Source organism: Streptococcus sp. V919 (genome assembly GCF_054353475.1).
The window spans coordinates 613,219-639,451 of sequence record NZ_JBTHHY010000001.1 but is presented as its reverse complement, the minus strand read 5'-3'; the positions used below and the strand labels follow the sequence as shown (position 1 = coordinate 639,451).

The 26,233-nt window shown below is 37.0% G+C and carries 27 protein-coding genes, 1 tRNA gene, 1 pseudogene and 1 riboswitch; of the genes and pseudogenes, 23 read left to right on the top strand and 6 right to left on the bottom strand.

The window, feature by feature from the left end; translation table 11 throughout:
• The first annotated feature begins 147 nt into the window (after window positions 1-147).
• The 4 genes from mutY to ACXYSK_RS03435 all read left to right on the top strand — a co-directional run bounded on the left by mutY (window position 148) and on the right by ACXYSK_RS03435 (window position 4,231).
• The gene (mutY, locus tag ACXYSK_RS03450; RefSeq protein WP_458625049.1) at window positions 148-1,305 is read left to right on the top strand and encodes an A/G-specific adenine glycosylase; all 1,158 of its coding nucleotides are present in this window, start codon (window positions 148-150) and stop codon (window positions 1,303-1,305) included.
• 68 nt (window positions 1,306-1,373) lie between these two features.
• Entirely contained in the window at window positions 1,374-2,078 is a 705-nt protein-coding gene (yycF, locus tag ACXYSK_RS03445; RefSeq protein WP_235084093.1) for a response regulator YycF, read from the top strand.
• Window positions 2,071-3,420: a cell wall metabolism sensor histidine kinase VicK gene (vicK, locus tag ACXYSK_RS03440; protein WP_458625048.1), complete on the top strand. Its 1,350-nt coding sequence runs from the start codon at window positions 2,071-2,073 to the stop codon at window positions 3,418-3,420. The genes yycF and vicK overlap by 8 nt, the downstream gene beginning before the upstream one ends.
• A 1-nt stretch (window position 3,421) precedes the next feature.
• Entirely contained in the window at window positions 3,422-4,231 is an 810-nt protein-coding gene (locus ACXYSK_RS03435; protein WP_458625047.1) for an MBL fold metallo-hydrolase, read from the top strand.
• Window positions 4,232-4,267: 36 nt separating this feature from the next.
• Here ACXYSK_RS03435 and ACXYSK_RS03430 read toward each other — a convergent pair whose 3' ends face one another.
• On the bottom strand, window positions 4,268-4,615 hold the full coding sequence (locus ACXYSK_RS03430) for a thioredoxin domain-containing protein (RefSeq protein WP_458625046.1): 348 nt from the start codon (window positions 4,613-4,615) through the stop codon (window positions 4,268-4,270).
• A gap of 108 nt (window positions 4,616-4,723) precedes the next feature.
• Window positions 4,724-6,442, bottom strand: a complete 1,719-nt coding sequence (locus ACXYSK_RS03425) for a phospho-sugar mutase (protein WP_458625045.1) — start codon at window positions 6,440-6,442, stop codon at window positions 4,724-4,726.
• 151 nt (window positions 6,443-6,593) lie between these two features.
• On the opposite strand from ACXYSK_RS03425, the gene ACXYSK_RS03420 reads away from it, so the two are divergent.
• Window positions 6,594-8,495 carry an ABC-F family ATP-binding cassette domain-containing protein gene (locus ACXYSK_RS03420; protein ID WP_458625044.1) on the top strand — a complete coding sequence of 634 codons (1,902 nt, stop codon included), beginning with the start codon at window positions 6,594-6,596 and terminating at the stop codon, window positions 8,493-8,495.
• A 37-nt stretch (window positions 8,496-8,532) separates the two neighbouring features.
• Here ACXYSK_RS03420 and ACXYSK_RS03415 read toward each other — a convergent pair.
• The 3 genes from ACXYSK_RS03415 to ACXYSK_RS03405 form a co-directional block, all read right to left on the bottom strand.
• Window positions 8,533-8,604 (bottom strand) — tRNA-Arg (locus ACXYSK_RS03415).
• A gap of 105 nt (window positions 8,605-8,709) precedes the next feature.
• Window positions 8,710-9,087, bottom strand: a complete 378-nt coding sequence (gene mscL / locus ACXYSK_RS03410) for a large conductance mechanosensitive channel protein MscL (RefSeq protein ID WP_414259185.1) — start codon at window positions 9,085-9,087, stop codon at window positions 8,710-8,712.
• Window positions 9,088-9,157: 70 nt separating this feature from the next.
• Complete coding sequence (locus ACXYSK_RS03405) at window positions 9,158-9,592, bottom strand: GtrA family protein (protein ID WP_458625043.1); 435 nt, start codon at window positions 9,590-9,592, stop codon at window positions 9,158-9,160.
• Between the two features lie 28 nt (window positions 9,593-9,620).
• Window positions 9,621-9,718, top strand: a riboswitch (PreQ1 riboswitch).
• Between ACXYSK_RS03405 and ACXYSK_RS03400 the strand changes: the two genes are divergently transcribed.
• From ACXYSK_RS03400 to ACXYSK_RS03355, 10 genes and pseudogenes are all read left to right on the top strand, one after another.
• Window positions 9,716-10,225: a QueT transporter family protein gene (locus tag ACXYSK_RS03400; RefSeq protein WP_458625042.1), complete on the top strand. Its 510-nt coding sequence runs from the start codon at window positions 9,716-9,718 to the stop codon at window positions 10,223-10,225. (Overlaps the previous riboswitch by 3 nt.)
• A gap of 120 nt (window positions 10,226-10,345) precedes the next feature.
• Window positions 10,346-10,762, top strand: a complete 417-nt coding sequence (locus ACXYSK_RS03395; protein ID WP_458625041.1) for a hypothetical protein — start codon at window positions 10,346-10,348, stop codon at window positions 10,760-10,762.
• Between the two features lie 66 nt (window positions 10,763-10,828).
• Window positions 10,829-11,476, top strand: coding sequence for a hypothetical protein (locus ACXYSK_RS03390; RefSeq protein ID WP_458625040.1), 648 nt, complete (start codon window positions 10,829-10,831; stop codon window positions 11,474-11,476).
• Window positions 11,477-11,493: 17 nt separating this feature from the next.
• Window positions 11,494-11,967: pseudogene (locus ACXYSK_RS03385) on the top strand (formate/nitrite transporter family protein); the annotation flags it as partial.
• 250 nt (window positions 11,968-12,217) lie between these two features.
• Window positions 12,218-13,015, top strand: coding sequence for a formate/nitrite transporter family protein (locus ACXYSK_RS03380; RefSeq protein WP_458625039.1), 798 nt, complete (start codon window positions 12,218-12,220; stop codon window positions 13,013-13,015).
• Window positions 13,016-13,095: 80 nt separating this feature from the next.
• The gene (locus ACXYSK_RS03375) at window positions 13,096-14,370 is read left to right on the top strand and encodes a DUF2130 domain-containing protein (protein ID WP_458625038.1); all 1,275 of its coding nucleotides are present in this window, start codon (window positions 13,096-13,098) and stop codon (window positions 14,368-14,370) included.
• A 10-nt stretch (window positions 14,371-14,380) separates the two neighbouring features.
• Window positions 14,381-15,259: a tRNA pseudouridine(55) synthase TruB gene (gene truB / locus ACXYSK_RS03370; protein WP_458625037.1), complete on the top strand. Its 879-nt coding sequence runs from the start codon at window positions 14,381-14,383 to the stop codon at window positions 15,257-15,259.
• Between the two features lie 193 nt (window positions 15,260-15,452).
• Window positions 15,453-15,944 carry a DUF536 domain-containing protein gene (locus ACXYSK_RS03365; protein WP_004252719.1) on the top strand — a complete coding sequence of 164 codons (492 nt, stop codon included), beginning with the start codon at window positions 15,453-15,455 and terminating at the stop codon, window positions 15,942-15,944.
• Window positions 15,945-16,013: 69 nt separating this feature from the next.
• The gene (locus ACXYSK_RS03360; protein ID WP_458625036.1) at window positions 16,014-16,604 is read left to right on the top strand and encodes a 3'-5' exonuclease; all 591 of its coding nucleotides are present in this window, start codon (window positions 16,014-16,016) and stop codon (window positions 16,602-16,604) included.
• 8 nt (window positions 16,605-16,612) lie between these two features.
• Window positions 16,613-18,376 carry a glycerophosphoryl diester phosphodiesterase membrane domain-containing protein gene (locus ACXYSK_RS03355; RefSeq protein ID WP_458625035.1) on the top strand — a complete coding sequence of 588 codons (1,764 nt, stop codon included), beginning with the start codon at window positions 16,613-16,615 and terminating at the stop codon, window positions 18,374-18,376.
• Window positions 18,377-18,416: 40 nt separating this feature from the next.
• Here ACXYSK_RS03355 and ACXYSK_RS03350 read toward each other — a convergent pair whose 3' ends face one another.
• A complete protein-coding gene (locus ACXYSK_RS03350; RefSeq protein WP_006145479.1) occupies window positions 18,417-18,716 on the bottom strand; it encodes a YbaB/EbfC family nucleoid-associated protein in 300 nt (99 codons plus the stop codon).
• A 315-nt stretch (window positions 18,717-19,031) separates the two neighbouring features.
• Between ACXYSK_RS03350 and ACXYSK_RS03345 the strand changes: the two genes are divergently transcribed.
• The 8 genes from ACXYSK_RS03345 (at window position 19,032) to ACXYSK_RS03310 (ending at window position 26,180) form a co-directional block, all read left to right on the top strand.
• The gene (locus tag ACXYSK_RS03345) at window positions 19,032-19,739 is read left to right on the top strand and encodes an IspD/TarI family cytidylyltransferase (protein WP_458625034.1); all 708 of its coding nucleotides are present in this window, start codon (window positions 19,032-19,034) and stop codon (window positions 19,737-19,739) included.
• 4 nt (window positions 19,740-19,743) lie between these two features.
• Window positions 19,744-20,766: a ribitol-5-phosphate dehydrogenase gene (locus ACXYSK_RS03340; protein WP_458625033.1), complete on the top strand. Its 1,023-nt coding sequence runs from the start codon at window positions 19,744-19,746 to the stop codon at window positions 20,764-20,766.
• A 12-nt stretch (window positions 20,767-20,778) separates the two neighbouring features.
• Entirely contained in the window at window positions 20,779-21,648 is an 870-nt protein-coding gene (locus ACXYSK_RS03335; RefSeq protein WP_458625032.1) for a phosphotransferase, read from the top strand.
• Window positions 21,638-22,516: a DMT family transporter gene (locus ACXYSK_RS03330; RefSeq protein ID WP_006149766.1), complete on the top strand. Its 879-nt coding sequence runs from the start codon at window positions 21,638-21,640 to the stop codon at window positions 22,514-22,516. The genes ACXYSK_RS03335 and ACXYSK_RS03330 overlap by 11 nt, the downstream gene beginning before the upstream one ends.
• A 12-nt stretch (window positions 22,517-22,528) precedes the next feature.
• Window positions 22,529-23,218 (top strand): sugar phosphate nucleotidyltransferase, encoded by a 690-nt coding sequence (locus ACXYSK_RS03325; RefSeq protein ID WP_458625031.1) that lies wholly within the window; start codon window positions 22,529-22,531, stop codon window positions 23,216-23,218.
• 248 nt (window positions 23,219-23,466) lie between these two features.
• Complete coding sequence (locus tag ACXYSK_RS03320) at window positions 23,467-24,267, top strand: dihydroorotate dehydrogenase electron transfer subunit (protein WP_458625030.1); 801 nt, start codon at window positions 23,467-23,469, stop codon at window positions 24,265-24,267.
• Entirely contained in the window at window positions 24,230-25,213 is a 984-nt protein-coding gene (locus tag ACXYSK_RS03315) for a dihydroorotate dehydrogenase (protein ID WP_458625404.1), read from the top strand. The genes ACXYSK_RS03320 and ACXYSK_RS03315 overlap by 38 nt, the downstream gene beginning before the upstream one ends.
• Window positions 25,214-25,268: 55 nt before the next feature.
• Complete coding sequence (locus ACXYSK_RS03310; RefSeq protein WP_458625029.1) at window positions 25,269-26,180, top strand: bifunctional riboflavin kinase/FAD synthetase; 912 nt, start codon at window positions 25,269-25,271, stop codon at window positions 26,178-26,180.
• The last annotated feature ends 53 nt before the right edge of the window (window positions 26,181-26,233 follow it).

Sequence of the window (26,233 nt, the reverse complement as noted above, 5' to 3'; positions counted from 1 at the left end):
CAAAAGTCATTATATCAAAAAAATATGGAAAATAACAGAAACAGTTGATAGATATGTGATAGGCGAGTGAAAAGAATCATATGTGGCTAGTATAAAGCCTTATTTCCATTTTTTGAGTATCTTATAAGGATATGCTATACTAGATATATGTTAGATTTGGAGAAATATGGCGTATCCATGTGGGAAGAAGATAAAATTCGCTCTTTTCGCAAAAAGTTATTAGCTTGGTATGATGAAAATAAGCGAGATTTACCTTGGAGAAGAAGCAAGAATCCTTACCATATTTGGGTATCTGAAATTATGTTGCAGCAAACAAGAGTTGATACTGTCATTCCCTATTACGAGCGTTTCCTAGAATGGTTTCCGACTGTAGAGAGTTTAGCAATCGCACCTGAAGAACGTTTATTAAAAGCATGGGAAGGACTTGGTTATTATTCTCGTGTTCGCAATATGCAAACAGCAGCTCAGCAGATTATGAATGAGTTTAATGGAGAATTTCCTTCAACTTACGAAGGAATTTCAAGTCTGAAGGGGATTGGTCCCTATACTGCTGGTGCAATTTCAAGCATTGCTTTTAATCTTCCACAACCAGCAGTTGATGGGAATGTCATGCGTGTTCTGGCTCGTCTATTTGAAGTCAATCATGATATTGAAAATCCTAGCAATCGGAAAATATTTCAGGCTATGATGGAAATCTTGATTGATCCAGATCGTCCAGGTGATTTTAATCAGGCTTTGATGGATTTAGGTTCAGATATTGAGGCTCCAGTTAACCCTAGACCAGAGGATAGTCCTGTTAAAGAATTTAGCGCTGCCTATAAACATGGAACTATGGATCGCTATCCCGTTAAAGCACCAAAGAAAAAGCCGGTTCCTATTTATCTCAATGCTTTAGTGGTACAAAATAGTAAAGGACAGTTTTTACTAGAGAAAAATGAAAGTGAAAAGTTGCTTGCTGGATTTTGGCATTTCCCCTTGATTGAGGTAGAGGAATTTTCAAAAGACGAAGAATTAAATCTCTTTAGTCAAGTGGCTGAATCATTCCAGCAGCTCGGTCCTTCACCTCAAGAAAGCTTTGAGCAGGATTATGATTTAGAGGTTGACTGGCAGGATACCCATTTTGAAGAAGTGAAACATGTCTTTAGCCATCGAAAGTGGCATGTACGAATTTTAGCCGGGCAAGTAGTTGATGACAAAGAATATAGCGATAAAGAAGTTGTTTGGTTAACTCCAGAAGAGTTTGACCTCTATCCACTAGCAAAACCTCAACAAAAGATTTGGCAAGTGTATTTAAAAAGATGCTGATAATACTAGTCTTTCGTGTCTTCTTTGCATTTTTTTGGTATAATTGATATAAGGAAAAAGGTGACTATATGAAAAAAATATTGATTGTTGATGATGAGAAACCAATCTCAGATATCATTAAGTTTAATATGACTAAAGAAGGCTATGAAGTTGTAACAGCCTTTAATGGACGTGAAGCTATTGAACTGTTCGAAGCTGAAAAACCTGATATTATTATTTTGGACTTGATGTTACCAGAAATTGATGGTCTGGAAGTGGCTAAAACGATTCGCAAGACAAGTAGTGTTCCAATTATCATGCTTTCAGCAAAAGATAGCGAGTTTGATAAGGTTATTGGTCTTGAGCTTGGAGCTGATGATTATGTAACAAAACCATTTTCAAACCGTGAGCTACAAGCGCGTGTTAAGGCTTTGCTTCGTCGTACTGATTTAATAGCAGTGGAGAACCAAGAAGAAGATACAAAATTACAAAGTCTTCAAATTGGGGATTTAGAGATTCTTCCTGATGCTTATGTGGCGAAAAAATATGGTGAAGAATTGGATTTAACTCATAGAGAGTTTGAGTTATTGCATCATTTAGCTTCTCACCTTGGTCAAGTTATTACCCGTGAACACCTTCTTGAAACTGTTTGGGGTTATGATTATTTCGGTGATGTTCGTACTGTTGATGTTACCATTAGACGTCTACGTGAGAAGATTGAAGACACACCAAGCAGACCTGAGTATATCTTGACTCGTCGTGGTGTGGGTTATTATATGAGAAATAATGATTAATATAATTAAACAAACGATTCTGACAAGAGATTTTATCTTTGTTCTCATTTTAATTGGATTTATCATGCTCGTGAGTTTCCTTTTGCTTGAAGGTCGAAGGGATAATATTCGTCTCAAACAGTTAAATCAAAAGGTTAAAGATTTAATTGCCGGTGATTATTCCCAAGTACTGGATATGCAGGGGAATAGTGAAATCACTAATATCACGAATAACTTAAATGATTTGTCAGAAGTTATTCGTCTGACGCAGGAAAACTTAGAGCAAGAAAGCAAAAGATTGCACAGTATCTTATCATACATGACTGATGGTGTCCTTGCAACCAACCGTCGTGGCCAAATCACTATGATTAATGATATGGCTAAAAGACAACTTGGTGTTGAACGTGATGAAGCTCTGAATCAGAATATTCTTGAGTTACTTAAGATTGAGGATGAGTACGAGCTTAGGGACTTGATTACTCAAAGTCCAGAATTGATGATTTATTCCCAAAATGTCAACGGCGAGTATATCAGTTTACGTGTGCGTTTTGCCTTGATTCGTAGAGAGTCTGGTTTTATCTCTGGTTTGGTAGCAGTCTTACATGATACGACTGAACAGGAGAAGGAAGAACGCGAGAGAAGACTTTTCGTTTCGAACGTTAGTCATGAGTTACGGACTCCATTGACTAGTGTAAAATCTTATCTTGAAGCCTTAGATGAAGGTGCACTTTCAGAACCAGTTGCACCAGACTTTATAAAGGTTTCTCTTGATGAGACCAATCGGATGATGCGTATGGTGACAGACCTCTTACATCTATCACGTATTGATAATGCTACCAGTCATTTGGATGTTGAATTGATTAACTTTACCGCTTTCATTACTTTCATCCTGAACCGTTTTGACAAGATTCGAGCCCAGGATGAGGAGAAGAAATATGAGATTGTTCGAGACTATCCGATTACTTCTGTATGGATTGAGATTGACACCGATAAGATGACACAGGTGATTGATAATATTCTCAACAACGCTATCAAATATTCTCCAGATGGTGGGAAAATTACGGTTAGCATGAAGACAACTGATGATCAGATGATTTTATCTATTTCGGATCAAGGACTTGGGATTCCTAAAGAAGATTTACCAAAGATTTTTGACCGTTTTTATCGTGTTGACAAGGCAAGAAGTCGTGCGCAAGGTGGTACTGGTCTAGGACTTGCTATTGCAAAAGAAATAGTCAAACAACATAATGGTTTTATCTGGGCTAAGAGTGAATACGGTAAGGGTTCAACCTTTACCATTGTACTTCCTTATGATAGAGATTCTGTGAAGGAAGAAGTATGGGAGGATGACGTAGAAGACTAGAATGAGTGAAACTGGCTTTAAATATAGTATTTTAGCATCGGGTTCTAGTGGGAATTCCTTCTATCTAGAAACCCCTAAGAAAAAGATTTTAGTAGATGCCGGCTTATCCGGTAAAAAAATCACAAGTTTATTAGGTGAAATCAATCGTAAACCAGAAGATTTGGATGCGATATTAATCACGCATGAACACACGGATCACATACACGGTGTTGGAGTTTTAGCGCGTAAATATGGCATGGACCTCTATGCCAATGAGAAAACTTGGCAAGCTATGGAGAATAGTAAGTACTTAGGTAAAGTTGATTCTTCTCAAAAGCATATTTTTGAAATGGGAAAAACCAAAACATTTGGAGATATTGATATCGAGAGTTTTGGTGTTAGTCATGATGCAGCGGCTCCCCAGTTCTATCGTTTTATGAAGGACGATAAAAGTTTCGTCATGCTGACAGATACAGGCTATGTCAGTGACCGTATGGCTGGTATCGTTGAAAATGCAGATGGCTATCTGATTGAGTCCAATCATGATGTGGAAATTTTGCGAGCTGGATCTTACGCTTGGCGACTCAAACAACGGATTCTTTCTGACCTCGGTCACCTTTCGAATGAAGATGGTGCAGATGCCATGATACGTACACTTGGAAACCGAACCAAAAAAATTTACTTAGGACATTTATCTAAGGAAAACAATATCAAGGAGCTTGCCCACATGACCATGGTCAATCAGCTAGCTCAAGCGGATCTCGGTGTAGGAGTAGATTTTCAAGTTTATGATACGTCTCCTGATACCGCAACACCATTGACAGATTTATAAAAAAAGAAGGCAAATGCCTTCTTTTTATTATGCTTTTTACAAACCAGCAAATTCTTTGATTTCTTGTGCAGACATAGAAGAATCACAACGAACCTTGATTTCTCCGTTAGCAACATGTACGAATCCAGGTACTGTAGGGATTTCATAACGTGAGCGGAAGTCTTGCAATGCATCGAGCTGGCTTGGTTCTTCGCTGTTGATGAAGTAGATGTGTGCTTTTGTTTCGGCAACGACACCAGCCAAAGTTCCGGCAAATTTACGGCAGTAAGGACAAGTTTTACGGCCGATAAAGAAAGTTGCAGTTTCTTTGTTATCAAGGGCTTCTTGAGCACGCGCTACAGTTGTAACTTCGAGATCTTTAATATCTTCTAAGAATTGTTCCATGAGTTTACCTCGCTTTCATTGATAAATCTAGTATGCCATAAAGTTTTTAAAAATGCTTAGATTTGATACGAAAAAAGATGAGATGGTCTATCTCATCTTTTTAAGTTGTTATTTTACAAAAGCGTTGATTTCAGCTTCAATGTTTGCAATTTTAGTTTGTGAATCTTCATTGCTTTCACCAACCACTGCAATATAGAATTTAATTTTTGGTTCAGTACCTGAAGGACGAACAGCAATCCAAGAACCATCTGCAAGTGTGTATTTCAAGACATCGCTTGGAGGAGTTGTCAAGGCTGTTACAGTGCCATCTGCAGCAGTAGATGTTTGAGCTTTAAAGTCTTCAACAACTGAGATAGCTGTTCCATTCCATTCTTTAGGAGCATTATTTCGGAATTTAGCCATGATAGCCTTGATCTGCTCAGCACCATCAACACCTGAAAGGGTAATAGAAATAGTCTTTTCAGCATAGTAGCCGTATTCTTTGTAGATTTCTTCGATACCGTCTGCAAGAGTCAAACCACGAGAACGGTAGTAGGCAGCAAGCTCAGCAACGACAAGAACGGCTTGGATAGCATCTTTATCACGTACGAATGGTTTAATCAAGTAACCGAAGCTTTCTTCAAATCCCATCATGTAGGTGTGATTGTGTTTGTCTTCGAATTCTTGAATCTTTTCAGCAATAAATTTGAAACCAGTTAAGACGTTGAACATAGTTGCGCCGTAGCTTTCAGCAATCTTAGTAACCAAGTCAGTTGATACGATTGATTTGCAGAGAGCAGCGTTTTCTGGAAGAGTTCCAGCATTTTTGTGGGCTTCTAAAATGTACTTAGCCATGATAGCACCGATTTGGTTACCAGAAAGATTGAGGTAGCTACCATCTTTTTGAAGAACTTCAACACCGACACGGTCAGCATCAGGGTCAGTTGCGACAAGAACATCAGCACCTACTTGGCGACCAAGTTCTTCTGCAAGTGCAAAGGCTGCTTGATTTTCTGGGTTTGGAGATTTAACCGTAGAGAAGTCTGGATCTGGTGTTGCTTGAGCTTCAACGACTTGAACTGAGTCAAATCCTGCTTGCGCAAGTGCACGGCGAGCCAACATTTCACCAGTACCGTGAAGTGGTGTGTAGACAATCTTCATGTCTTTACCAAATTCCTTAATCAAGGCTGGGTTGATGTTTACATCTTTAACTTCTTTAAGGTACTCTGCATCGACTGCTTCACCAATGACTTCAATCAAACCTGAAGCTTTTTCAGCTTCCACATCAGCAACCTCAATAGCAAATGGATTTTCGATAGCACGGATGTAAGTTGTCAAAGCATCAGCATCGTGTGGTGGCATTTGACCACCATCTTCTCCGTAAACCTTGTAACCATTAAATGGAGCAGGGTTGTGGCTAGCAGTAATCATGATACCTGCGAAGCAGTTGAGGTGACGAACAGCAAATGAAAGTTCTGGTGTTGGACGGAGACTTTCAAAAACATAAGATTTAATACCGTGTTTAGCAAGAACTGCTGCAGATTCAAAGGCAAATTCTGGAGAGAAGTGACGGCTATCATAAGCGATGGCTACACCACGTTCTTTTTCGTTTCCACCTTTTGACTCAATCAACCGAGCCAAACCTTCAGTTGCTTGACGAACAACGTAGATGTTAATGCGGTTAGTACCAGCACCGATCAGTCCACGCATACCTGCAGTACCAAATTCTAGGTTTGTGTAGAAGGCATCTTCTTTGGTTTTTTCATCCATGTTTTCCAAATCACGACGAAGGTAATCTGGTAGGTCAGCGAAATCAGCCCATTTTTGGAAGTTTTCTTGATAAGTCATAGGAAATCTCCTTTATTATATATTCTAATCGGCTTCATTATACCATGAAATGAAGTATTAGTAAAACGTTAGCATGAGTTTCTGATAAGTTGTAAAATGTAGCTTAAGAACAAGCCTTGAACGGCTTAAAGAAACATGCTATACTAACTGTATGATTATTTTACAAGCCAATAAAATCGAACGCTCTTTTGCAGGAGAAGTTCTATTTGAAAATATTAACTTACAAGTCGATGAAAGAGACCGTATTGCCCTGGTTGGGAAAAATGGTGCAGGAAAGTCTACACTTTTGAAAATCTTGGTAGGAGAAGAAGAACCAACCTCTGGAGAGATTAATAAGAAAAAAGATATTTCTCTGTCTTATCTAGCACAAGATAGTCGTTTTGAGTCCGAAAATACTATCTATGACGAGATGTTGCATCTTTTTGATGACTTACGGTCTACTGAGAAACAGCTTCGTCAGATGGAGCTCGAGATGGGTGAAAAAACAGGTACAGATTTAGAAAAACTGATGTCTGATTATGATCGCTTGTCTGAGAATTTTCGTCAGGCAGGAGGATTTACCTATGAGGCGGATATTCGTGCTATTTTAAATGGTTTTAAGTTTGATGAATCCATGTGGCAGATGAAAATTGCTGAGCTTTCTGGCGGTCAAAATACTCGTTTGGCTTTAGCCAAAATGCTCCTTGAAAAGCCGAATCTCTTGGTTTTGGATGAGCCAACTAACCACCTAGATATTGAAACTATAGCCTGGTTAGAAAATTACCTTGTAAGCTATAGTGGTGCTCTTATTATCGTTAGTCACGACCGCTATTTCCTCGATAAGGTAGCAACAATTACCTTGGACTTAACCAAACATTCCTTAGACAGATACGTAGGAAACTACTCAAGTTTTGTGGAGCAGAAAGAGCAGAAGTTGCTGACTGAAGCTAAGAACTACGAAAAGCAACAGAAGGAAATTGCTGCCTTAGAAGACTTTGTTAACCGAAATCTTGTTCGAGCTTCGACAACAAAGCGTGCGCAATCACGGCGCAAACAACTAGAAAAAATGGAGCGTTTGGACAAGCCTGAAGCTGGAACTAAATCTGCTAATATGACCTTCCACTCTGATAAAACATCTGGCAATATTGTTTTAACTGTTGAAAATGCTGCGATTGGCTATGATGGTGAGGTATTGTCGGAGCCCATCAATCTCGATCTTCGTAAGATGAATGCAGTAGCGATTGTAGGTCCTAATGGTATTGGTAAGACGACCTTTATCAAGTCTATTGTTGATCAGATTCATTTTATTAAGGGTGAGAAGCGTTTTGGCGCTAATGTCGAAGTTGGCTACTATGACCAAACTCAAAGTAAGTTAACACCAAGCAATACAGTTTTAGATGAACTTTGGAATGATTTTAGATTGACGCCAGAAGTTGAAATCCGTAATCGCTTAGGTGCATTTCTTTTCTCAGGGGACGATGTTAAGAAATCAGTTGGTATGCTTTCAGGTGGAGAGAAAGCTCGCTTGCTCTTAGCTAAACTTTCTATGGAAAACAATAACTTCCTGATTCTCGACGAGCCTACAAACCACTTGGACATCGATAGCAAGGAAGTCTTGGAAAATGCTTTGATTGACTTTGATGGGACTCTTCTATTTGTCAGCCATGATCGTTACTTTATCAACCGAGTAGCCACTCATGTTCTAGAATTATCTGAGAACGGGTCAACCCTCTATCTTGGTGATTATGACTATTATGTCGAAAAGAAAGCAGAGCTAGAAGCTAGTAAAGTAGAGGAAACATTAGTTGATAGCAATAAGAACGAAGAAACTCCAGTTAATGATTATCAAGCTCAAAAAGAGAGTCAAAAAGAACTTCGGAAACTGATGCGAAAAATTGAAAACTTGGAGGCAGAAATCGAAGAACTTGAAACCAAAGCTCAAGATATTTCTGACCAAATGCACACTACCAATGATGCAGATGAACTCATGCAATTACAAGCAGAACTGGATAAGATTAGCCAGAGGCAGGAAGAAGCTATGCTTGAGTGGGAAGAGTTATCCGAGCAGGTATAAAAAAACAGCGATTGACGCTGTTTTTTTATTCTAGCTATCCACCCTGAGGGAATCGAACCCCCATCTCAAGAACCGGAATCTTACGTGATATCCATTACACTAAGGGTGGAAACTCTCATCATTATATCAAAAATAGGAGTTTTACTCAAGACCAATATAATGCTAAATAAAAGTAAAAAAAAGGATTTAGACAAATCTAAATCCTTTTACATTCTTAGTTTTTTTCAAGAAGTGCTTTGATTTCTTGAAGAACTTCCAATTCAGTTGGACCAGCTGGAGCTGCTTCAACTTCTTCTTTCTTACGAAGGTTTTGAGCTTTCTCAATTCCTTTAACTACAAAGAAAAGAACAGTACCAACTACTACGAAGTTGATGATAGCGCTCAAGAAGTTACCGTAAGCAACACCGTTCCATGAAAGTTCAGCAATACGGTCAACTTTCGCAGCTTTCAAAGCTGGGTTCAATAGAAGTGGAGTGATGATATCGTTAACGAATGAAGTTACGATAGCACCAAATGCAGTGGCGATGATCACACCGACAGCAAGGTCTACGACGTTACCACGGAGTAAAAATGCTTTAAGATCTTTTAACATTTTCTTTTTCCTTTCGAAATTTTTCAGTCTAGATTATATCGTAAATTTATATTGAATGCAAGAAAAGTGCTTATTTTTTTTTGAATACAAATAGCTTGCTAAATAGGTAATTTAAAACAACAATTGTAACTTGAGCAAACCCTATTTCAATTGTATTAATTATATTAATATCATCACCTACAAATTGACCAATTATATAAGGAAACTTGGTTACAAAAATAAAGGTTAAAGCCATATCAAGTAAGAAGGTAAAAAGTCTAGCTCCAGAGAATTTGATAAGTCTTCTAAACCAATTTGCTCGTTTTTGTTTAAAAACAATGGTGTCATTCGTGAAGAAAGCAAATAGAATACCTGTTATATTGCCTAAAGCAGTAGCGGTTAATTCTTGCTGTGTCAAGTAGAAAATAATCATGCGAGTCCCTACAGAAACAATAGTAGTAGCAACACCGAAAAATAAATAGGATAAAATTTCGTTATCAAAAAATTTTTTTATATATTTTTTCATAAGATTAGTATAGCATAAAGCTTTTAAATATGCTATACTAATAAAGTTGACTTGCTCAACCCTTGGTGCTTAGCTTCTTTCACCAAGCATATTATACGCGGGATAGCCGCTAAAGGAGAAAATATGAAAAAACTAACTGTCCGTGATTTGGCAGATATTGCCATTGTCGCAGCTATTTATGTGGTTTTGACAATCACACCACCACTTAATGCTATCAGCTACGGTGCTTATCAGTTCCGTATTTCTGAAATGATGAACTTTCTAGCATTTTACAATCCTAAGTACATTATCGGTGTTACTCTTGGATGTATGATTGCCAACTTCTTCAGTTTTGGACTCATTGATGTCGCTGTAGGTGGAGGCTCAACTCTTGTCTTCCTTAGCTTAGGAGTTTGGTTGTTCAGTAAATATAGTAAAGACTATCTTTTTAATGGATTGATTCGTAAAGATCATTTCTTCTTTTCAATTCTATTTTCAATTTCAATGATCACCATTGCTGCTGAATTAAACATCGTAGCAGAAGCACCTTTCTTCTTAACTTGGTTCACGACTGGTATCGGAGAGTTTGCTTCACTCATTGTCGGTGCAATTATCATTGGTAAAATTGGCCAACGTATTGATTTGACTAGATAAAGGTATCACATCAAATATTCATGAAAAGGTCTGAACTCTGTTCAGTCTTTTTCTTATTTTTCTATAGACCCAGGCTCTCAACAAAAGTGGTATAATAAAGAAAAAAGGGATTATTTTAATATGTATAGTTATCGTATTTCAGTTTTTGAAGTCCTTTGGAAAAATCAGGTCATTAGATTTTTGTTAATTTTTTTAGCACTATTTTATTTCTATCTTTTTTTCCAAAGAGTTAAGACATCTTTAAAAAGTGGTGGGAGTATGTTGGATACTTTTCATATTGCAAAGGGAAGATTATACATTCACACGATTATTCTTTTTAGAAAAAGGATTGTTCCTCTAGCTGAAATTAGACAGATTGATATTGATTACATTCGAGGGAGAAGAATGAATGGGGACAGGTATCATCTGTATTTTACAAGGAAAGATGGAAAATCTTTTACTTTTCATTTTGGGAAAAGCAAAAGAAACGAGGAGTTAGTGAAAAATCTTGCCAATGTGGCCAAGAAGTGCCATATTAAAATCTATTATTATTATTAAGAGTCGATTGCTAAAATTGAATTGTTGTCACTTATGACAATTGTCAAAGCCAGGAGAGTAGCTAATATGCTTCAACTACAAGTAATAAGAGAAGATAAACAACTAAGAATTTTATTGATGCAAGAATGCGATATTCTCTTTTATGACCAGTTGAAAGAGGTTGAATTTTCTAAGAACAATGAAGTTTATTCTCTTTCGCCCATAGCCTTTGCTAAAGACGGTAGTGGGGGAGAATATGTAATTCTTGATGATCAGAGTATTGGCTTTATAGGGAGTGAAGGCCAAGTTGGTCGGGTAGCCGAAAGCCTTGATGAATTGCTTACTTTCTTACTTCATGCTAGTTCTATCTCAGACTTTTCCTGTCGGTTGCTCTATCAAAATAAGGATTTGTTGTCAAAATTCTGTCAGGGATTTATTTACAAAGCACGAGAAAACTACCAGTCAAAAGGTGAATTGTGGGATAAAGTGAGAGCCGGACTCGCACAAGAGTTGGGACTTGAATTTCAGCCAGAGAAACTGCAAGAGTTAGCCTTCAATTTTTATCAATCAGCGATAAGAACTCCACTATTTACTTGTAAATATGGTCATGGTGAGAATGAATATGTCTGCGATTCTGTTTTGTCTGATATTGTCGGCTTGTGGGTTTCAGAGCTGGTAGGGTTGACTGCAGAAGAAATTGAAGATTTTGTTAGCACTAAAAACAATCAAATGTAAAGAACAAAAATATATTTTTACTTAACTGCACTCTATTTAATCTTCTAGGTGCTTTAATTTCTGGATGGTTCTCTGCAAATTCGTCAGCATTTTCACATCTGACTCACGATAGTTATTTACCAAAACTAGTAGCTAAGAAATTAGCGCGTCCAAGTGAATTAGTTCTACTTGAAGGTATTCTCGCCAATGTGTTTGTTAATATCGCCATTCTGTCTTCAATCTTACTCAAGGATGCGTCTGCAAAACTTTGGATTATATTGTCAGCAATTTCTATGTTTGTATTTTTATCAAACGAACATATTGCTGCAAATTTTGCTTCTTTTAGTATTATTAAATTCAGCATTGTTGCTAATGAAGTTCAGCACTTTGAAATGGCAAATATTCTCCGTCATTGGGGAGTCACCTTTATTGCTAACTTAATAGGTGGTGGGCTTTTGATTGGTTTACCATATGCTTTTTTGAATAAAAATGAAGATACTTATGTGGATTAAAATTTCAACAGTAGTGGAGAGAATCTCTTGATTTCTCTCTTTTTATTTTTATTAAAAATATATTAAGTATAATAAATAGTTCTAGAAGTCTAGGAATTGTTATAAAAAAATTGATATCTAAAACCTTAATATAACAGGATTGTAAACGATTACGATGTTTTAAAAAATATTTTTAATTGATTTAGGAAAGCCTTCCCATTATATCGATTTTATGTTATAATATTCACAAATAAAAGTTTTAGGAGTTTATATGGTTTCATCAGAATTTATCTCAAAAATTGAATTTGCTTGTAAGAAAAAGGAAAGTCTTTACTCGAATAGTAAATTTAAGTATGCGATTCGTTCAATGTTTGCAGGTGCATTCCTTACCTTCAGTACGGCAGCTGGAGCTGTTGGTGCTGACTTGATCAATAAGATCTCTCCTGGTAGCGGACGATTCCTTTTCCCATTTGTTTTTGCTTGGGGATTGGCCTACATTGTCTTCTTGAATGCTGAGTTGGTTACATCTAATATGATGTTCCTTACAGCTGGTAGCTTTTTGAAAAAAATTAGCTGGAGAAAAACAGCTGAAATTCTTTTGTATTGTACTTTCTTTAACTTAATTGGTGCGCTTATCGCTGGTTGGGGATTCGCACACTCAGCAGCTTACGCAAACTTAACACATAATAGCTTTATTTCTGGCGTTGTAGAAATGAAGTTGGCACGTTCGAATGAATTGGTATTACTTGAAGGTATTTTAGCGAATATCTTTGTAAATATCGCAATTCTATCATTTGTTTTGGTTAAAGATGGTGGAGCTAAACTTTGGTTGGTTCTTTCAGCCATTTACATGTTTGTATTCTTAACAAACGAACACATCGCTGCAAACTTTGCATCATTTGCGATAGTGAAATTCAGTGTCGCTGCTGATTCAATTGCAAACTTCGGTATTGGAAATATCCTTCGTCACTGGGGTGTGACCTTTATCGGTAACTTTATTGGTGGTGGTCTACTAATTGGATTACCTTACGCTTTCTTAAACAAAAACGAAGATACATACGTAGATTAAAAGTTGGATTGATTCCAACTTTTTCTTTTTGTTTTTCCATGCTATAATGAATGGAGAATAGTTTGATATAGAGGAAAATTATGAACGAAATTAAATGCCCAAATTGTGGGAAAGTTTTTACAGTCAATGAAAGCCAATATGCAGAGCTGATCTCTCAAGTTCGTACTGTAGAGTTTGACAAAGAATTACATGAGCGAATCAAGCAAGAATTGACGTTGGTGGAACAAAAGGCCTTGAATGAACAACAGGCAAAACTCGCTCAAAAAGACCAAGAAATTGCCCAGCTACAAAGTCAAATCCAAAATTTCGAAACTGAAAAAGAATTGGCTAAGAAGGAAGTAGAGCAAAGTGCTAGTCAAAGTCTGTTAGAGAAAGAAAAAGAAGTTCAAGCATTGGAGAATCAGTTAACTACTTTGCGCTTAGAGCATGAAAATCAACTACAAAAAACTCTTTCTGATCTTGAAAAAGAACGCGATCAGGTTAAAAATCAGCTCCTTTTACAAGAAAAAGAAAACAAGCTTTCTCTTGCTTCTGTTAAACAAAACTATGAAGCACAGCTCAAGGCAGCTAGTGAGCAAGTTGAGTTCTACAAGAATTTTAAGGCCCAACAATCAACAAAGGCTATTGGAGAAAGTCTTGAGCAGTATGCGGAGAGTGAGTTTAACAAGGTTCGTAGTTTTGCCTTCCCAAATGCTTACTTTGAAAAGGACAATAAAGTCTCAGCTCGTGGTTCTAAAGGGGACTTCATCTTCCGTGATTTTGATGAAAATGGACTAGAATTCATTTCCATCATGTTTGAGATGAAAAATGAGGCGGATGGTACTGAGAAGAAGCACAAGAATGCAGATTTTTACAAGGAGTTGGATAAGGATCGTCGTGAGAAGAACTGTGAGTATGCAGTTTTGGTAAGTATGCTTGAGGCTGATAATGACTACTTCAATACTGGAATTGTGGATGTCAGTCATGAGTATGAGAAAATGTACGTCGTGCGTCCTCAGTTTTTTATTCAGTTAATTGGTCTCTTGCGCAATGCTGCCCTTAATTCCCTAAAATACAAGCAGGAACTAGCACTTATACGTGAGCAAAACATTGATATTACTCACTTTGAAGAAGACTTAGAAGCCTTCAAGGTTGCCTTTGCTAAGAACTACAATTCAGCCTCAGTCAACTTTGGCAAGGCCATCGATGAAATTGACAAAGCCATCAAGCGGATGGAAGAAGTAAAGAAATTCCTAACCACATCCGAAAATCAACTCCGCCTCGCCAATAATAAATTGGACGATGTTTCCGTTAAAAAATTAACCCGTAAAAATCCAACTATGAAAGCGAAATTTGATGCCTTGAAGGGGGAGTAGAAAGCAACACATGAATGGTATTATAAACTTAAAAAAAGAATCAGGGATGACCTCGCATGATGCGGTTTTTAAACTGCGTAAGATTTTAGGGACTAAGAAGATTGGCCATGGTGGCACTTTGGATCCGGATGTAGTGGGCGTTTTACCCATTGCTGTGGGAAAGGCGACTCGCATGGTTGAGTTCATGCAGGATGAGGGCAAGGTCTATGAGGGTGAAATCACCCTAGGCTATTCAACGACAACTGAGGATGCTAGTGGTGAAGTTGTTGAAGAGACACCAATTTTGTCACCCTTAGATGAAAAGATTGTTGATCAAGCCATTGCCAGTTTGACTGGTCCTATCACTCAAATCCCACCAATGTACTCAGCTGTCAAGGTCAATGGCCGCAAGCTCTATGAGTATGCGCGTGCTGGTCAAGAAGTGGAACGTCCAGAGCGTCAGGTAACGATTTATAGTTTTGAAAGAACAAGTCCAATTTCTTATGAAGACAAACTTGCACGTTTTACATTTCGAGTAAAATGTAGCAAGGGAACTTATATCCGTACTTTGTCTGTTGACTTGGGAGAGAAACTTGGTTATGCGGCTCATATGTCTCACTTAACTCGAACTAGTGCAGCAGGTTTACAGTTGGATGATGCTTTGACCTTGGAAGAAATTTCTGAAAAAGTAGATGCTGGAGATTTTAATTTTCTCCATCCTCTAGAGATTGGGACAGGGGATTTAGTAAAGGTAAATTTGACTCCTGAGCAGGCTGAGGAAGTCCGTTTTGGTCGCTTTATTGAATTGGAACAAACTGAGAAGGAATTGGCTGGCTTTGAAGGTGAGAAGCTTCTTGCTATATTGGAGAAACGAGAACAGCTTTACAAACCGAGAAAGGTTTTATCTTAATTATTTGACGAATTAATTATTTTTATCTACTAGTTCAAAGATGGGATTTTCTCATCTTTTTAAAATATCGCAAATAAGTAGTTTTAAAATTTTATATCTTAAAAAACCATTGAAAATACAGTGTTATTTGACAGTTTGAATTACTTATGATAAGATTTAATTTAAGAAAAGCTAGAGAAAAATAGAGGATATTATGAGTATTGAAATGACTGTCAGTGAGATTGCTGAGGTCTTGGGACTATCCCGACAAGCAATCAATAATCGTGTCAAAGAATTACCTGAAGAAGATATTACAAAAAACGACAAGGGTGTTACTGTTGTTACTCGTAGTGGATTGATCAAACTTGAAGAAATCTACAAAAAGACTATCTTTGAAGATGAACCAGTTAGTGATGAAGTTAAGCAACGAGAACTTATGGAAATTCTTGTTGATGAAAAGAACGCTGAAATCATCCGTCTTTATGAGCAACTGAAAGCTAAAGATAAGCAACTGGCTGAAAAAGATGAACAGATGCGTGTTAAAGACCGTCAAATCGCTGAAAAAGATAAGCAATTGGACCAACAACAACAGTTAACCCTTCAAGCTATGAAGGACCAAGAAACCCTTCAGCTGGAGTTAGATCAAGCTAAGCAAGAGGTTCAAGCATCGAAGAAAGGCTTCTTTGCTCGCTTATTTGGCAAATAAGAAAAAACTGCTTGGTTTCTATAATTAGACCAGGTGGTTTCTTTTTACAAATCAATAAGGAATAATAAGATGGAAACAGTAAGAGATTATATCTCCTTTGACTTAGAATTCAATAAACATCAAGATAAGACTCATTTGATTCAGGTATCGGCAGTGCACTTTAAAGATGGTGAAGAGGTAGAAGCGTTTGACTCTTATGTTCACTCAGATGTACCTTTAAAGAGTTTTATTAATGGTTTGACTGGTATTACATCCGAGACACTAAAGGATGCCCCAAAGGTAGAAGAAGTCCTCCAAAAGTTTCAAGATTTCGTTGGTAACTTGCCCCTTGTTGGATACAATGCTGCAAAGAGTGATTTACCGATTTTACTAGAACATGGTTTAGACTATCGAGAACAATATTTAGTTGATCTCTATAACGAAGCACTTGAGCGACGTAGTTCTGATTTGCATGGAATTGCTAATCTAAAATTACAAACTGTGGCTAATTTTCTAGGGTTTAAAGGGCAATCTCATAATAGTTTAGAGGATGCTCGTATGACTGCTCGAGTGTATGAAGCTTTTCTTGAGTCAGATGAGAGTAAAATGTTACTCAATTCTCAGAGTAGTCTCAATTCGAATCCATTTGATGCCTTAGATCTATCACAGCTTTTTGATTAGGAGTTTTTATGAAACCTGAAAAACCGAAAAAATTGGGTTTTAAAAAGATTTACCTAAATCTAGATAAAATCCTCTTTCTATTCTTTCTAATCTTTATGTTGGTTGACTATATCTGGTTGCCATTAAACTCAGTGATAGCTGGATTTTTACTAAGTCAGACTGGATATTTGTTTATTTCCTACAACAATATTTTTGAGATTATAAAAAACGCACCTATAGTCAGTCTTGGCTTTGTAATCTTAATAGCCATCAATCTGCTGGTAGCCTATTTTCAACTTAGTATTCTCTTTATTGGAGCTCGCCACCTCCTATATCACGAAAAAAGAACTCTTATAGAATACAGTCGAAAAGTATTTCGTGAAAGCCTTGCTTTTATGAAGAAATTGACTATTTCAAAAGCTTTGTTCATCTTTATATTTGTAGCAATGCTATTTCCGTTTATCAGAAAGATATTTAAGATTTATTATTTCAATAAAATCGTAATTCCAGAGTTTATTCAAACCTACATGGAAGATAAGTACTGGATGTGGTGGGTAGCCATTATTAGCTTATCGCTTTTATTCTTCTATGTTTCGGTTCGGTTGATGTTCGCATTACCAAAAGTCTTTTACGAAAAGATGTCAGTTAAGGACTCCGTTCTTTATAGTCTTGAAAAAACCAAGAATAACTTTTGGTTTTATGCCTGGCATTTATTCATAATTATTGTAAAGACAAACCTATTCTTTTACCTACCTCTCATCCCTATATTATCAATTCAGTTTATAGTGGATAGCATAACACAGAAAGAATCCCTAGTTCTTGCTATTATTAACTTTGCTCTCATCAAGAATTTTCACTATATGGCATTAACCTATTTCCTTATTAAATTCTCTTCTTTTCTAACAGGAGAAGAACTTGACATTATGCCAAGACGGGAGAAGGACCATATCATGAGATGGGGTGTGATGGTCTGTGCAAGTACTTTCTTTGCAATTGAAGGATATAATTATCTGGAAGCTCCTTTAGTCAATCCGCCACTTGTAATTTCACATCGTGGCGTATCAAATGGCAATGGTGTTCAAAATACAATTCAATCCTTGGAAAAAACTGCTCAATTAAAACCGGATTTAATAGAAATGGATATCCAGGAAACCAAGGATGGTCAATTTGTCATGATGCACGATGCAAATCTTAGAGGATTAGCAGGTTTGAATAAGACGCCACAGGATTTGACTCTGGAAGAGTTACAACAGATCGACATACACGAGAATGGTTATACGACGAAGATTTCGAGTTTTGATGATTACCTGAATCGCGCAAATGAATTGCATCAGAAACTTCTTATTGAAATTAAGACTAGCCACAAAGATAGTCCGCAAATGATGGATCATTTTCTCGAAAAGTATGCTGCAAAAATTAAGGTTTATGGTCATCAAATGCAATCCTTGGATTACCATGTTGTTGAGAAAGTAACTCAGTATGACAAGGATATTCCAATCTACTTTATTCTTCCTTACAATTCTGTTTTTCCGAGAACGAATGCAACGGGTTATACTATGGAGTACTCTACATTGGATGAATACTTTGTAACCAAACTTTGGAATACAGAGCAGAAACTCTATGTATGGACAATCAATAGTTCTGAGTCATTTGATAAGTCTTTCCGCTTAGGTGTCAACGGCATGATAACGGATAACTTGAAAATGATTAAAGATGAACTAGAAACAGCTCAGGAAGATCCTGAGTATACAGACTTGCTTTTAAAAAAGGCAACTGAATTCTTTGCATTCTAATCAAAAAAGAGGCTGTTAACCAGCCTCTTTTTGTACTATATTAAAAAGGTAATTTACCTGCGAATGCACCAAGTTTCTTCTTAGTAGTTTCGTCAATTTGCTCGAGAGCAGCATTGAGTGCTTGGACAGTCATATCAGATAGTGTCTCAATATCTTCTGGATCTACGACTGCTGGATCAAAATCAATTTTAACGACTTTTTTATCACCAGTTAATGTTGCAGTTACCAGATTTTGAGCAGAAGTTCCAACAAATTCAGTAGCAGCAAGCTCAGCTTGACTTTGTTCCATTTGTTTTTGAAGTTTTTGAGCTTGGCGCATCATGTTTTGCATATTCATCATGGTGGTTTGTAGCTTCCTTTTCTTTTATTTTCCATTTTATTTTAACAATTTTAAATGGAAAAGTCTAATTAAAATTTCAGGATAGCTATATATATCGACCAATGATTTAAGGTTTCTTTAAGCTTTGTATATTATTCTGAAGAACTCTATATTAATCGAGAGTTAGAAATGTCAGATTAGAACTCAATTTTGCCAAAAACGTGCTTTTGATACTAGTTTCTAGCTAGAGGGACCTAGTATTTATTTTTAGATAATTATAGATTATGATATAATAGAAAAGAATGAGTTTTTAGTACAAACCAAAGGAGAATCAATATGATTTATGCTGGAATTTTAGCAGGTGGAACCGGCACGCGCATGGGAATTAGTAACTTACCCAAACAATTTCTTGAGTTGGGAGATCGCCCAATTCTAATTCATACAATTGAAAAATTTGTTTTGGAACCATCTATTGAAAAAATCGTTGTTGGGGTTCATGGCGACTGGGTTACGCATGCAGAAGATTTAGTTGAAAAATTCCTTCCACTCCACAAGGAACGTATCATCATTACAAAAGGTGGGGCTGATCGTAATTCTAGTATTGAAAAGATTATTGAAGCCATCGATGCTTACCGTCCACTAACAGAAGATGATATCGTAGTAACCCATGATTCGGTTCGTCCCTTTATCACTCTTCGTATGATTCAAGACAATATCGCTCTTGCTCAAAAACATGATGCGGTTGACACTGTGGTTGAAGCGGTGGATACAATTGTTGAAAGCACAAATGGTCAGTTTATTACAGATATTCCAAATCGTGCTCATCTTTACCAAGGACAGACTCCACAAACATTCCGTTGTAAAGACTTTATTGATTTGTATGGTTCATTATCAGCAGAAGAAAAAGAAATTTTAACAGATGCATGTAAAATCTTTGTCATTAAGAGTAAAGATGTGGCCTTGGCTAAAGGTGAATACTCAAACCTTAAAATTACAACAGTTACAGACTTGAAGATTGCTAAAAGCATGATTGAGAAAGACTAGAGACATGATTAATCAAATTTATCAACTGACAAAACCAAAGTTTATCAATATTAAATATCAGGAAGAAGAGATTGACCAAGAGAATCATATCCTCATTCGACCAAATTATATGGCGGTTTGTCATGCGGATCAACGCTATTACCAAGGAAAGCGTGATCCCAAAATATTATCTAAAAAGCTTCCAATGGCTATGATTCATGAGTCTTGTGGAACTGTTATTTCTGATCCAACAGGTACCTATAAGGTTGGTCAGAAGGTTGTTATGATTCCAAATCAACCACCTATGCAAAGTGACGAGGAGTTCTATGAAAACTACATGACAGGTACCTACTTCTTGTCAAGTGGTTATGATGGATTCATGCGTGAGTTTGTTTCTCTTCCAAAAGATCGTGTAGTAGCTTATGATGACATCGAAGATACGGTAGCTGCTATCACTGAATTTGTCAGTGTTGGTATGCATGCCATGAATCGTTTTTTGACAGTTTCTCATAGCAGAAGACAGAGAATAGCTGTCATTGGTGATGGTAGTCTAGCCTTTGTCATGGCAAATATTATCAACTATACCTTGCCTGAAGCTGAAATTATCGTAATTGGTCGTCATTGGGAGAAATTAGAACTCTTCTCGTTTGCTAAAGAGCTTTACATTACTGATAGTATTCCTGAAGATTTAAATTTTGACCATGGTTTCGAATGTTGTGGTGGTGATGGTTGTGGACCTGCAATTAACGACTTGATTCGTTACATCAAACCACAGGGAACAATCCTTATGATGGGGGTTAGTGAGTATAAAGTAAATATTAATACTCGTGATGCCCTCGAAAAAGGGTTGTTGCTAGTAGGTTCTTCTCGTTCTGGACGTATTGACTTTGAAAAAGCCGTTCAAATGATGGAAGTTAAGAAATTTGCAAATCGTTTGAAGAATATCATTTATCTAGAGGAACCTGTAAGAGAAATTAAAGATATTCACCGAGTATTTGCAACTGACTTAAATACTGCTTTTAAAACAGTCTTTAAGTGGGAAGTCTAATGGAGGAAGATTGTGGAAAAAATCATTAAGGAAAAACTTACCTCTTTACTATCAACTAATGAGGATATTCTAAGTGTTGAGCAATTAGGTGGGATGACCAATCAAAATTACTTGGTCAAAACATCTTCAAATCAGTATATTGTTAAGTTTTTTGGAAAAGGTACAGATAAATTAATCGACCGTCAGAACGAAAAATTCAATCTTAAATTGTTGAAGGATTTGAAATTAGATGTAGAAAATTATCTTTTTGATATCGAAGCAGGTATCAAGGTCAATCAATACATCGAAAATGCAGAGACACTTGATTCAACTACCATTAAAACTAAATTTGAGAAGATAGCTTCAATTTTACAAACGATTCATGCTTCGGGTAAAGAATTAAAAGGAGAGTTTGCTCCTTTTGAGGAAATTAAAAAATATGAATCATTGATTCAAGGGGAGATTTCTTATCCTAATTATGAAGCTGTCAGAAAGGCTGTATTTTCTCTGAAAGAAGAGCTTGAAAAAATTGGAATTGACAAGAAATCATGTCATATTGATTTGGTTCCAGAAAACTTTATTGAAGGTCCAGACGGACATCTTTATCTCATTGATTGGGAATATTCTTCTATGAATGATCCTATGTGGGATTTGGCAGCCCTCTTCCTCGAATCTGAATTTACAAGTGCAGAAGAAGAAGACTTTTTAAGTCATTACGAGAGTGACAAGACTCCAGTTTCAAGGGAGAAAATTCGTATTTACAAAATCTTGCAAGATATCATTTGGAGTCTTTGGACTATTTACAAAGAAGAAAATGGTGCAGATTTCGGAGATTACGGAATCTCTCGTTACAATAGAGCAGTAAAAGAATTAGATTGTGAAGGAGATTTAGATGAAAACTAAAAATGGAGTTTCTTTTGGGCTACTATCAGGTGTGTTCTGGGGATTAGGATTAACTATTAGTGCTTATATCTTTTCAATATTCACGGATTTATCGCCCTTTGTAGTAGCAGCAGCGCACGATTTTCTGAGTATTTTTATCTTGTTAGGATATCTTCTATTTAAAGAAGGTAAAGTACGTTTTTCAATCTTTTTGAACATTCGAAATGTCAGTGTTATTGTCGGAGCACTTTTAGCGGGTCCTATTGGTATGCAGGCCAATCTCTACGCGGTCAAATATATAGGTAGTTCCTTAGCTTCGTCTGTTTCAGCTATTTATCCTGCAGTATCTGTCATTCTTGCTTTCTTTTTCTTAAAGCATAAGGTTTCTAAGAATACAGTATTTGGAATCTTATTAATCATTGCAGGGATTATTGCTCAGACTTACAAGGTTGAACAAGTCAATTCCTTCTATATCGGAATTCTTTGCGCCTTGATTTGTGCTTTTGCTTGGGGAAGTGAAAGTGTTCTGAGCTCCTTTGCTATGGAAAGTGACCTCAGCGAAATTGAAGCTCTCTTGATTCGTCAAGTTACATCCTTCTTATCTTATCTTGTTATTGTGCTTTTCACGCATCACTCATTTGCAGAAGTGGCAAATGGCCAATTGTTTGGTCTATTAATTGTCTTTGCAGCATTTAATATGATTTCTTATCTTGCCTACTATATGGCTATCAATCGATTGCAACCAGCAAAAGCAACTGGTTTAAATGTCAGTTATGTAGTTTGGACTGTCCTGTTTGCAGCAATTTTCTTGGGTTCGCCCCTTAATTTGCTAACCATCATTACTTCACTTATCGTAATGGCTGGTGTTTACATTATTATTAAAGAATAAAGGAGAAAACGCGTGAAAGCGATTATCTTAGCAGCGGGATTGGGAACTCGTTTGAGACCCATGACAGAAAATACTCCCAAAGCCTTGGTACAAGTCAATCAAAAACCTTTGGTTGAATATCAAATTGAATTTCTAAAGGAACGAGGAATTGATGACATTATCATCGTCGTAGGTTATTTGAAAGAACAGTTTGACTATCTCAAAGAGAAATACGGTGTGCGTTTAGTTTTCAACGATAAGTATGCGGATTACAATAACTTTTACTCTCTTTACTTGGTAAAAGAAGAGTTGGCTAACAGCTACGTTATTGATGCTGATAATTATCTCTTCAAAAATATGTTCCGCAATGATATCAAGCGTTCTACTTACTTCAGCGTATATCGTGAGGACTGTGACAATGAATGGTTCTTGGTTTACGGTGATGACTATAAAGTACAAGATATCATCGTTGATAGCAAGAATGGACGTATCTTGAGTGGTGTGTCATTCTGGGATGCACCAACAGCTGAAAAGATTGTTGGGTTTATCGACAAAGCCTATGCAAGCGGAGAATTTGTAGATCTCTACTGGGATAACATGGTTAAAGATAATATCAAAGAACTTGATGTTTATGTAGAAGAGTTAGAAGAAAATTCTATCTACGAAATTGACAGTGTTAAAGATTATCAAAAACTAGAAAAAATTCTTTCTTCACAAAAATAAACAACTTTTATGAACTGATACCTTACCTATTTTTACTTGACTTTTCATGTTTGATACAGTATACTAGTGAAAATTTAACCTTTAAGGGAAGTCCAGAGAGGCTCACAAGGTGTCAGAGAAAAGAAGCTACAATGGGAACATGTAAGCAAGTGCTTATTTGCTACTTTTGTGTAAATATCTTAACTGAAACCTTGCTATTGCAAGGTTTTTCTTTATCTGATCCCCTTAAAATTTAAGGAGGAAAAGTTATGAATCCAAATTGTAGAAAACGCATGGGTGCTATTCGCTTGGAAAATATGAAAGTGATTGTTCAAGAGGAAATCGCACCAGCAATCTTTGAGCTGGTACTTGAAGGAGACATGGTTGAAGCTATGAAAGCTGGACAATTTCTTCATTTACGTGTACCTGATGATGCCCACCTCTTGCGTCGTCCAATTTCAATCTCATCCATAGATAAATCTAAGAAACAATGTCATCTGATTTATCGCATCGAAGGCTCTGGTACAGCTATCTTTTCAACCTTAAAAACTGGTGATAGCTTAGATGTTATGGGACCTCAAGGAAATGGATTTGATTTGTCTGATTTAGACAAGCAGAATCGTGTTCTTCTAGTTGGTGGAGGAATCGGAGTACCACCCTTACTCGAAGTAGCTAAACAACTACATAAGAGTGATGTGGAAATTACAACTGTTCTAGGATTTGCTACTAAAGATGCTGTCATTTTAGAAAGTGAATTATCCCAATACAGCAAAGTCTTTGTGACAACGGATGATGGCTCCTATGGTATCAAGGGAAATGTCTCAGTTGTGATTAAGGAATTAAACACTGAATTTGACGCCATATACTCTTGTGGGGCACCTGGTATGATGAAATACATCAATCAAACCTTTTACGACCACCCAAGAGCTTATCTATCTTTAGAATCGCGTATGGCTTGTGGTATGGGAGCTTGTTATGCTTGTGTGCTTAAAGTGCCAGATAGTGAAACAGTTAGTCAACGTGTCTGTGAAGATGGGCCTGTATTTAAAACAGGAACAGTTGTTTTATAAGGAGAGTATCATGACTACAAATCGATTACAAGTTTCTCTACCAGGCCTAGAATTAAAGAACCCTATCATTCCCGCATCAGGTTGTTTTGGTTTTGGTCAAGAGTATGCTAAATACTATGATTTAGACCTCTTAGGTTCCATTATGATAAAGGCTACTACGCTTGAGCCACGTTTTGGGAATCCTACTCCAAGAGTGGCAGAAACCCCTGCAGGTATGCTCAACGCTATTGGTCTACAAAATCCTGGTTTAGAGGTCGTTCTTTCTGAAAAGTTACCTTGGCTTGAAAGAGAATATCCAAATCTCCCTATTATCGCCAATGTTGCTGGATTTTCAAAACAGGAGTATGCAACCGTTTCTCATGGAATTTCAAAGGCAAATAACGTAAAAGCCATCGAGCTCAATATCTCTTGTCCTAATGTCGATCATGGAAATCACGGTCTTTTAATCGGGCAAGACCCAGATTTGGCTTTTGATGTGGTTAAAGCAGCTGTAGAAGCGTCAGATGTTCCAGTCTACGTTAAACTAACTCCAAGTGTAACTGATATTGTAACCATAGCAAAGGCAGCAGAAGATGCCGGAGCTAGCGGTCTTACCATGATCAATACTCTTGTTGGTATGCGTTTTGATCTCAAGACAAGAAAACCAATCCTCGCAAATGGAACAGGTGGGATGTCAGGTCCAGCAGTCTTTCCAGTTGCACTTAAATTAATTCGCCAGGTAGCACAAACAACGAGTCTGCCAATTATCGGTATGGGGGGAGTCGATTCAGCTCAAGCTGCCTTAGAAATGTATCTAGCAGGTGCTTCAGCAATCGGTGTCGGAACAGCAAACTTTACAAATCCGTATGCTTGTCCAGATATTATCGAAAATCTGCCAAAAGTTATGGACAAATATAACATCGAAAGTCTGGAACAACTTAGGAAAGAAGTAAAAAGTAGCTTATAGTCTTTTTAGATTCGTAATGTTTTGAATGCCTTCTTCTTTTTGGTATAATATAACTATGATTGTAACAATACCTATTAAAACTGAAAAAGACATTGCAACCCCAGGACCGACTGTCCTAGTATTAGGATATTTTGATGGTATCCACCTAGGGCATCAAAAACTATTTAGTATAGCTGGTGAAATAGCTGCAAAGAAAAGATTAAGCGTTGCCTTAATTACTTTTCATGAATCACCAAAATTAACCTTAAAAGCCTATTCGCCAGAAAATTTGCTTCATATCCTAAATGCGGACGATCGTGAACGCAAATTTAAACGAGCAGGAGTTGAAAATCTTTATCTGATGGATTTCTCAAGTCGTATTGCTAATATGACAGCGCAAGAGTTCGTAGATACCTTTGTCAAGAAAGTTAAAGCTGATACCATTGTAGTTGGATTTGACTATAGTTTAGGTTCAGATCAAAAATCTGCAGAGGATTTAAAAGAAATCTTCGACGGAGAAGTAGTTGTAGTACCACCTGTAGAAGATGAAAAAGGAAAGATTAGCTCTACTCGTATTCGTCAAGCCATCCTAGAAGGTGATGTGAAAGAAGCTGGGCAATTACTAGGAAGCCCTCTTCCGACAAGAGGAATTGTGGTACATGGTAATGCCCGTGGACGTACAATTGGATATCCTACTGCTAATCTTGTCCTCTTAGACCGTACTTATATGCCAGCAGATGGTGTCTATACTGTTGATATCGAAATCAAGAGAAAACTCTATCGAGGGATGGCAAGTGTCGGTAAGAATGTTACCTTTGATGGAGAAGAAGAGCGCTTTGAAGTCAATATCTTTGATTTTGATGAGGATATTTATGGAGAGACTGTGACCGTCTATTGGTTAGATCGTATCCGAGATATGGTAAAATTTGACAGTGTTGAACAACTGGTCAAACAACTTGAAGAAGATGAAAAAGCTGCAAGAAAATAAAAGAATCAAAAAGTTCGAATGATTGTTCGAGCTTTTTGTTTTGCAAAAGTAGT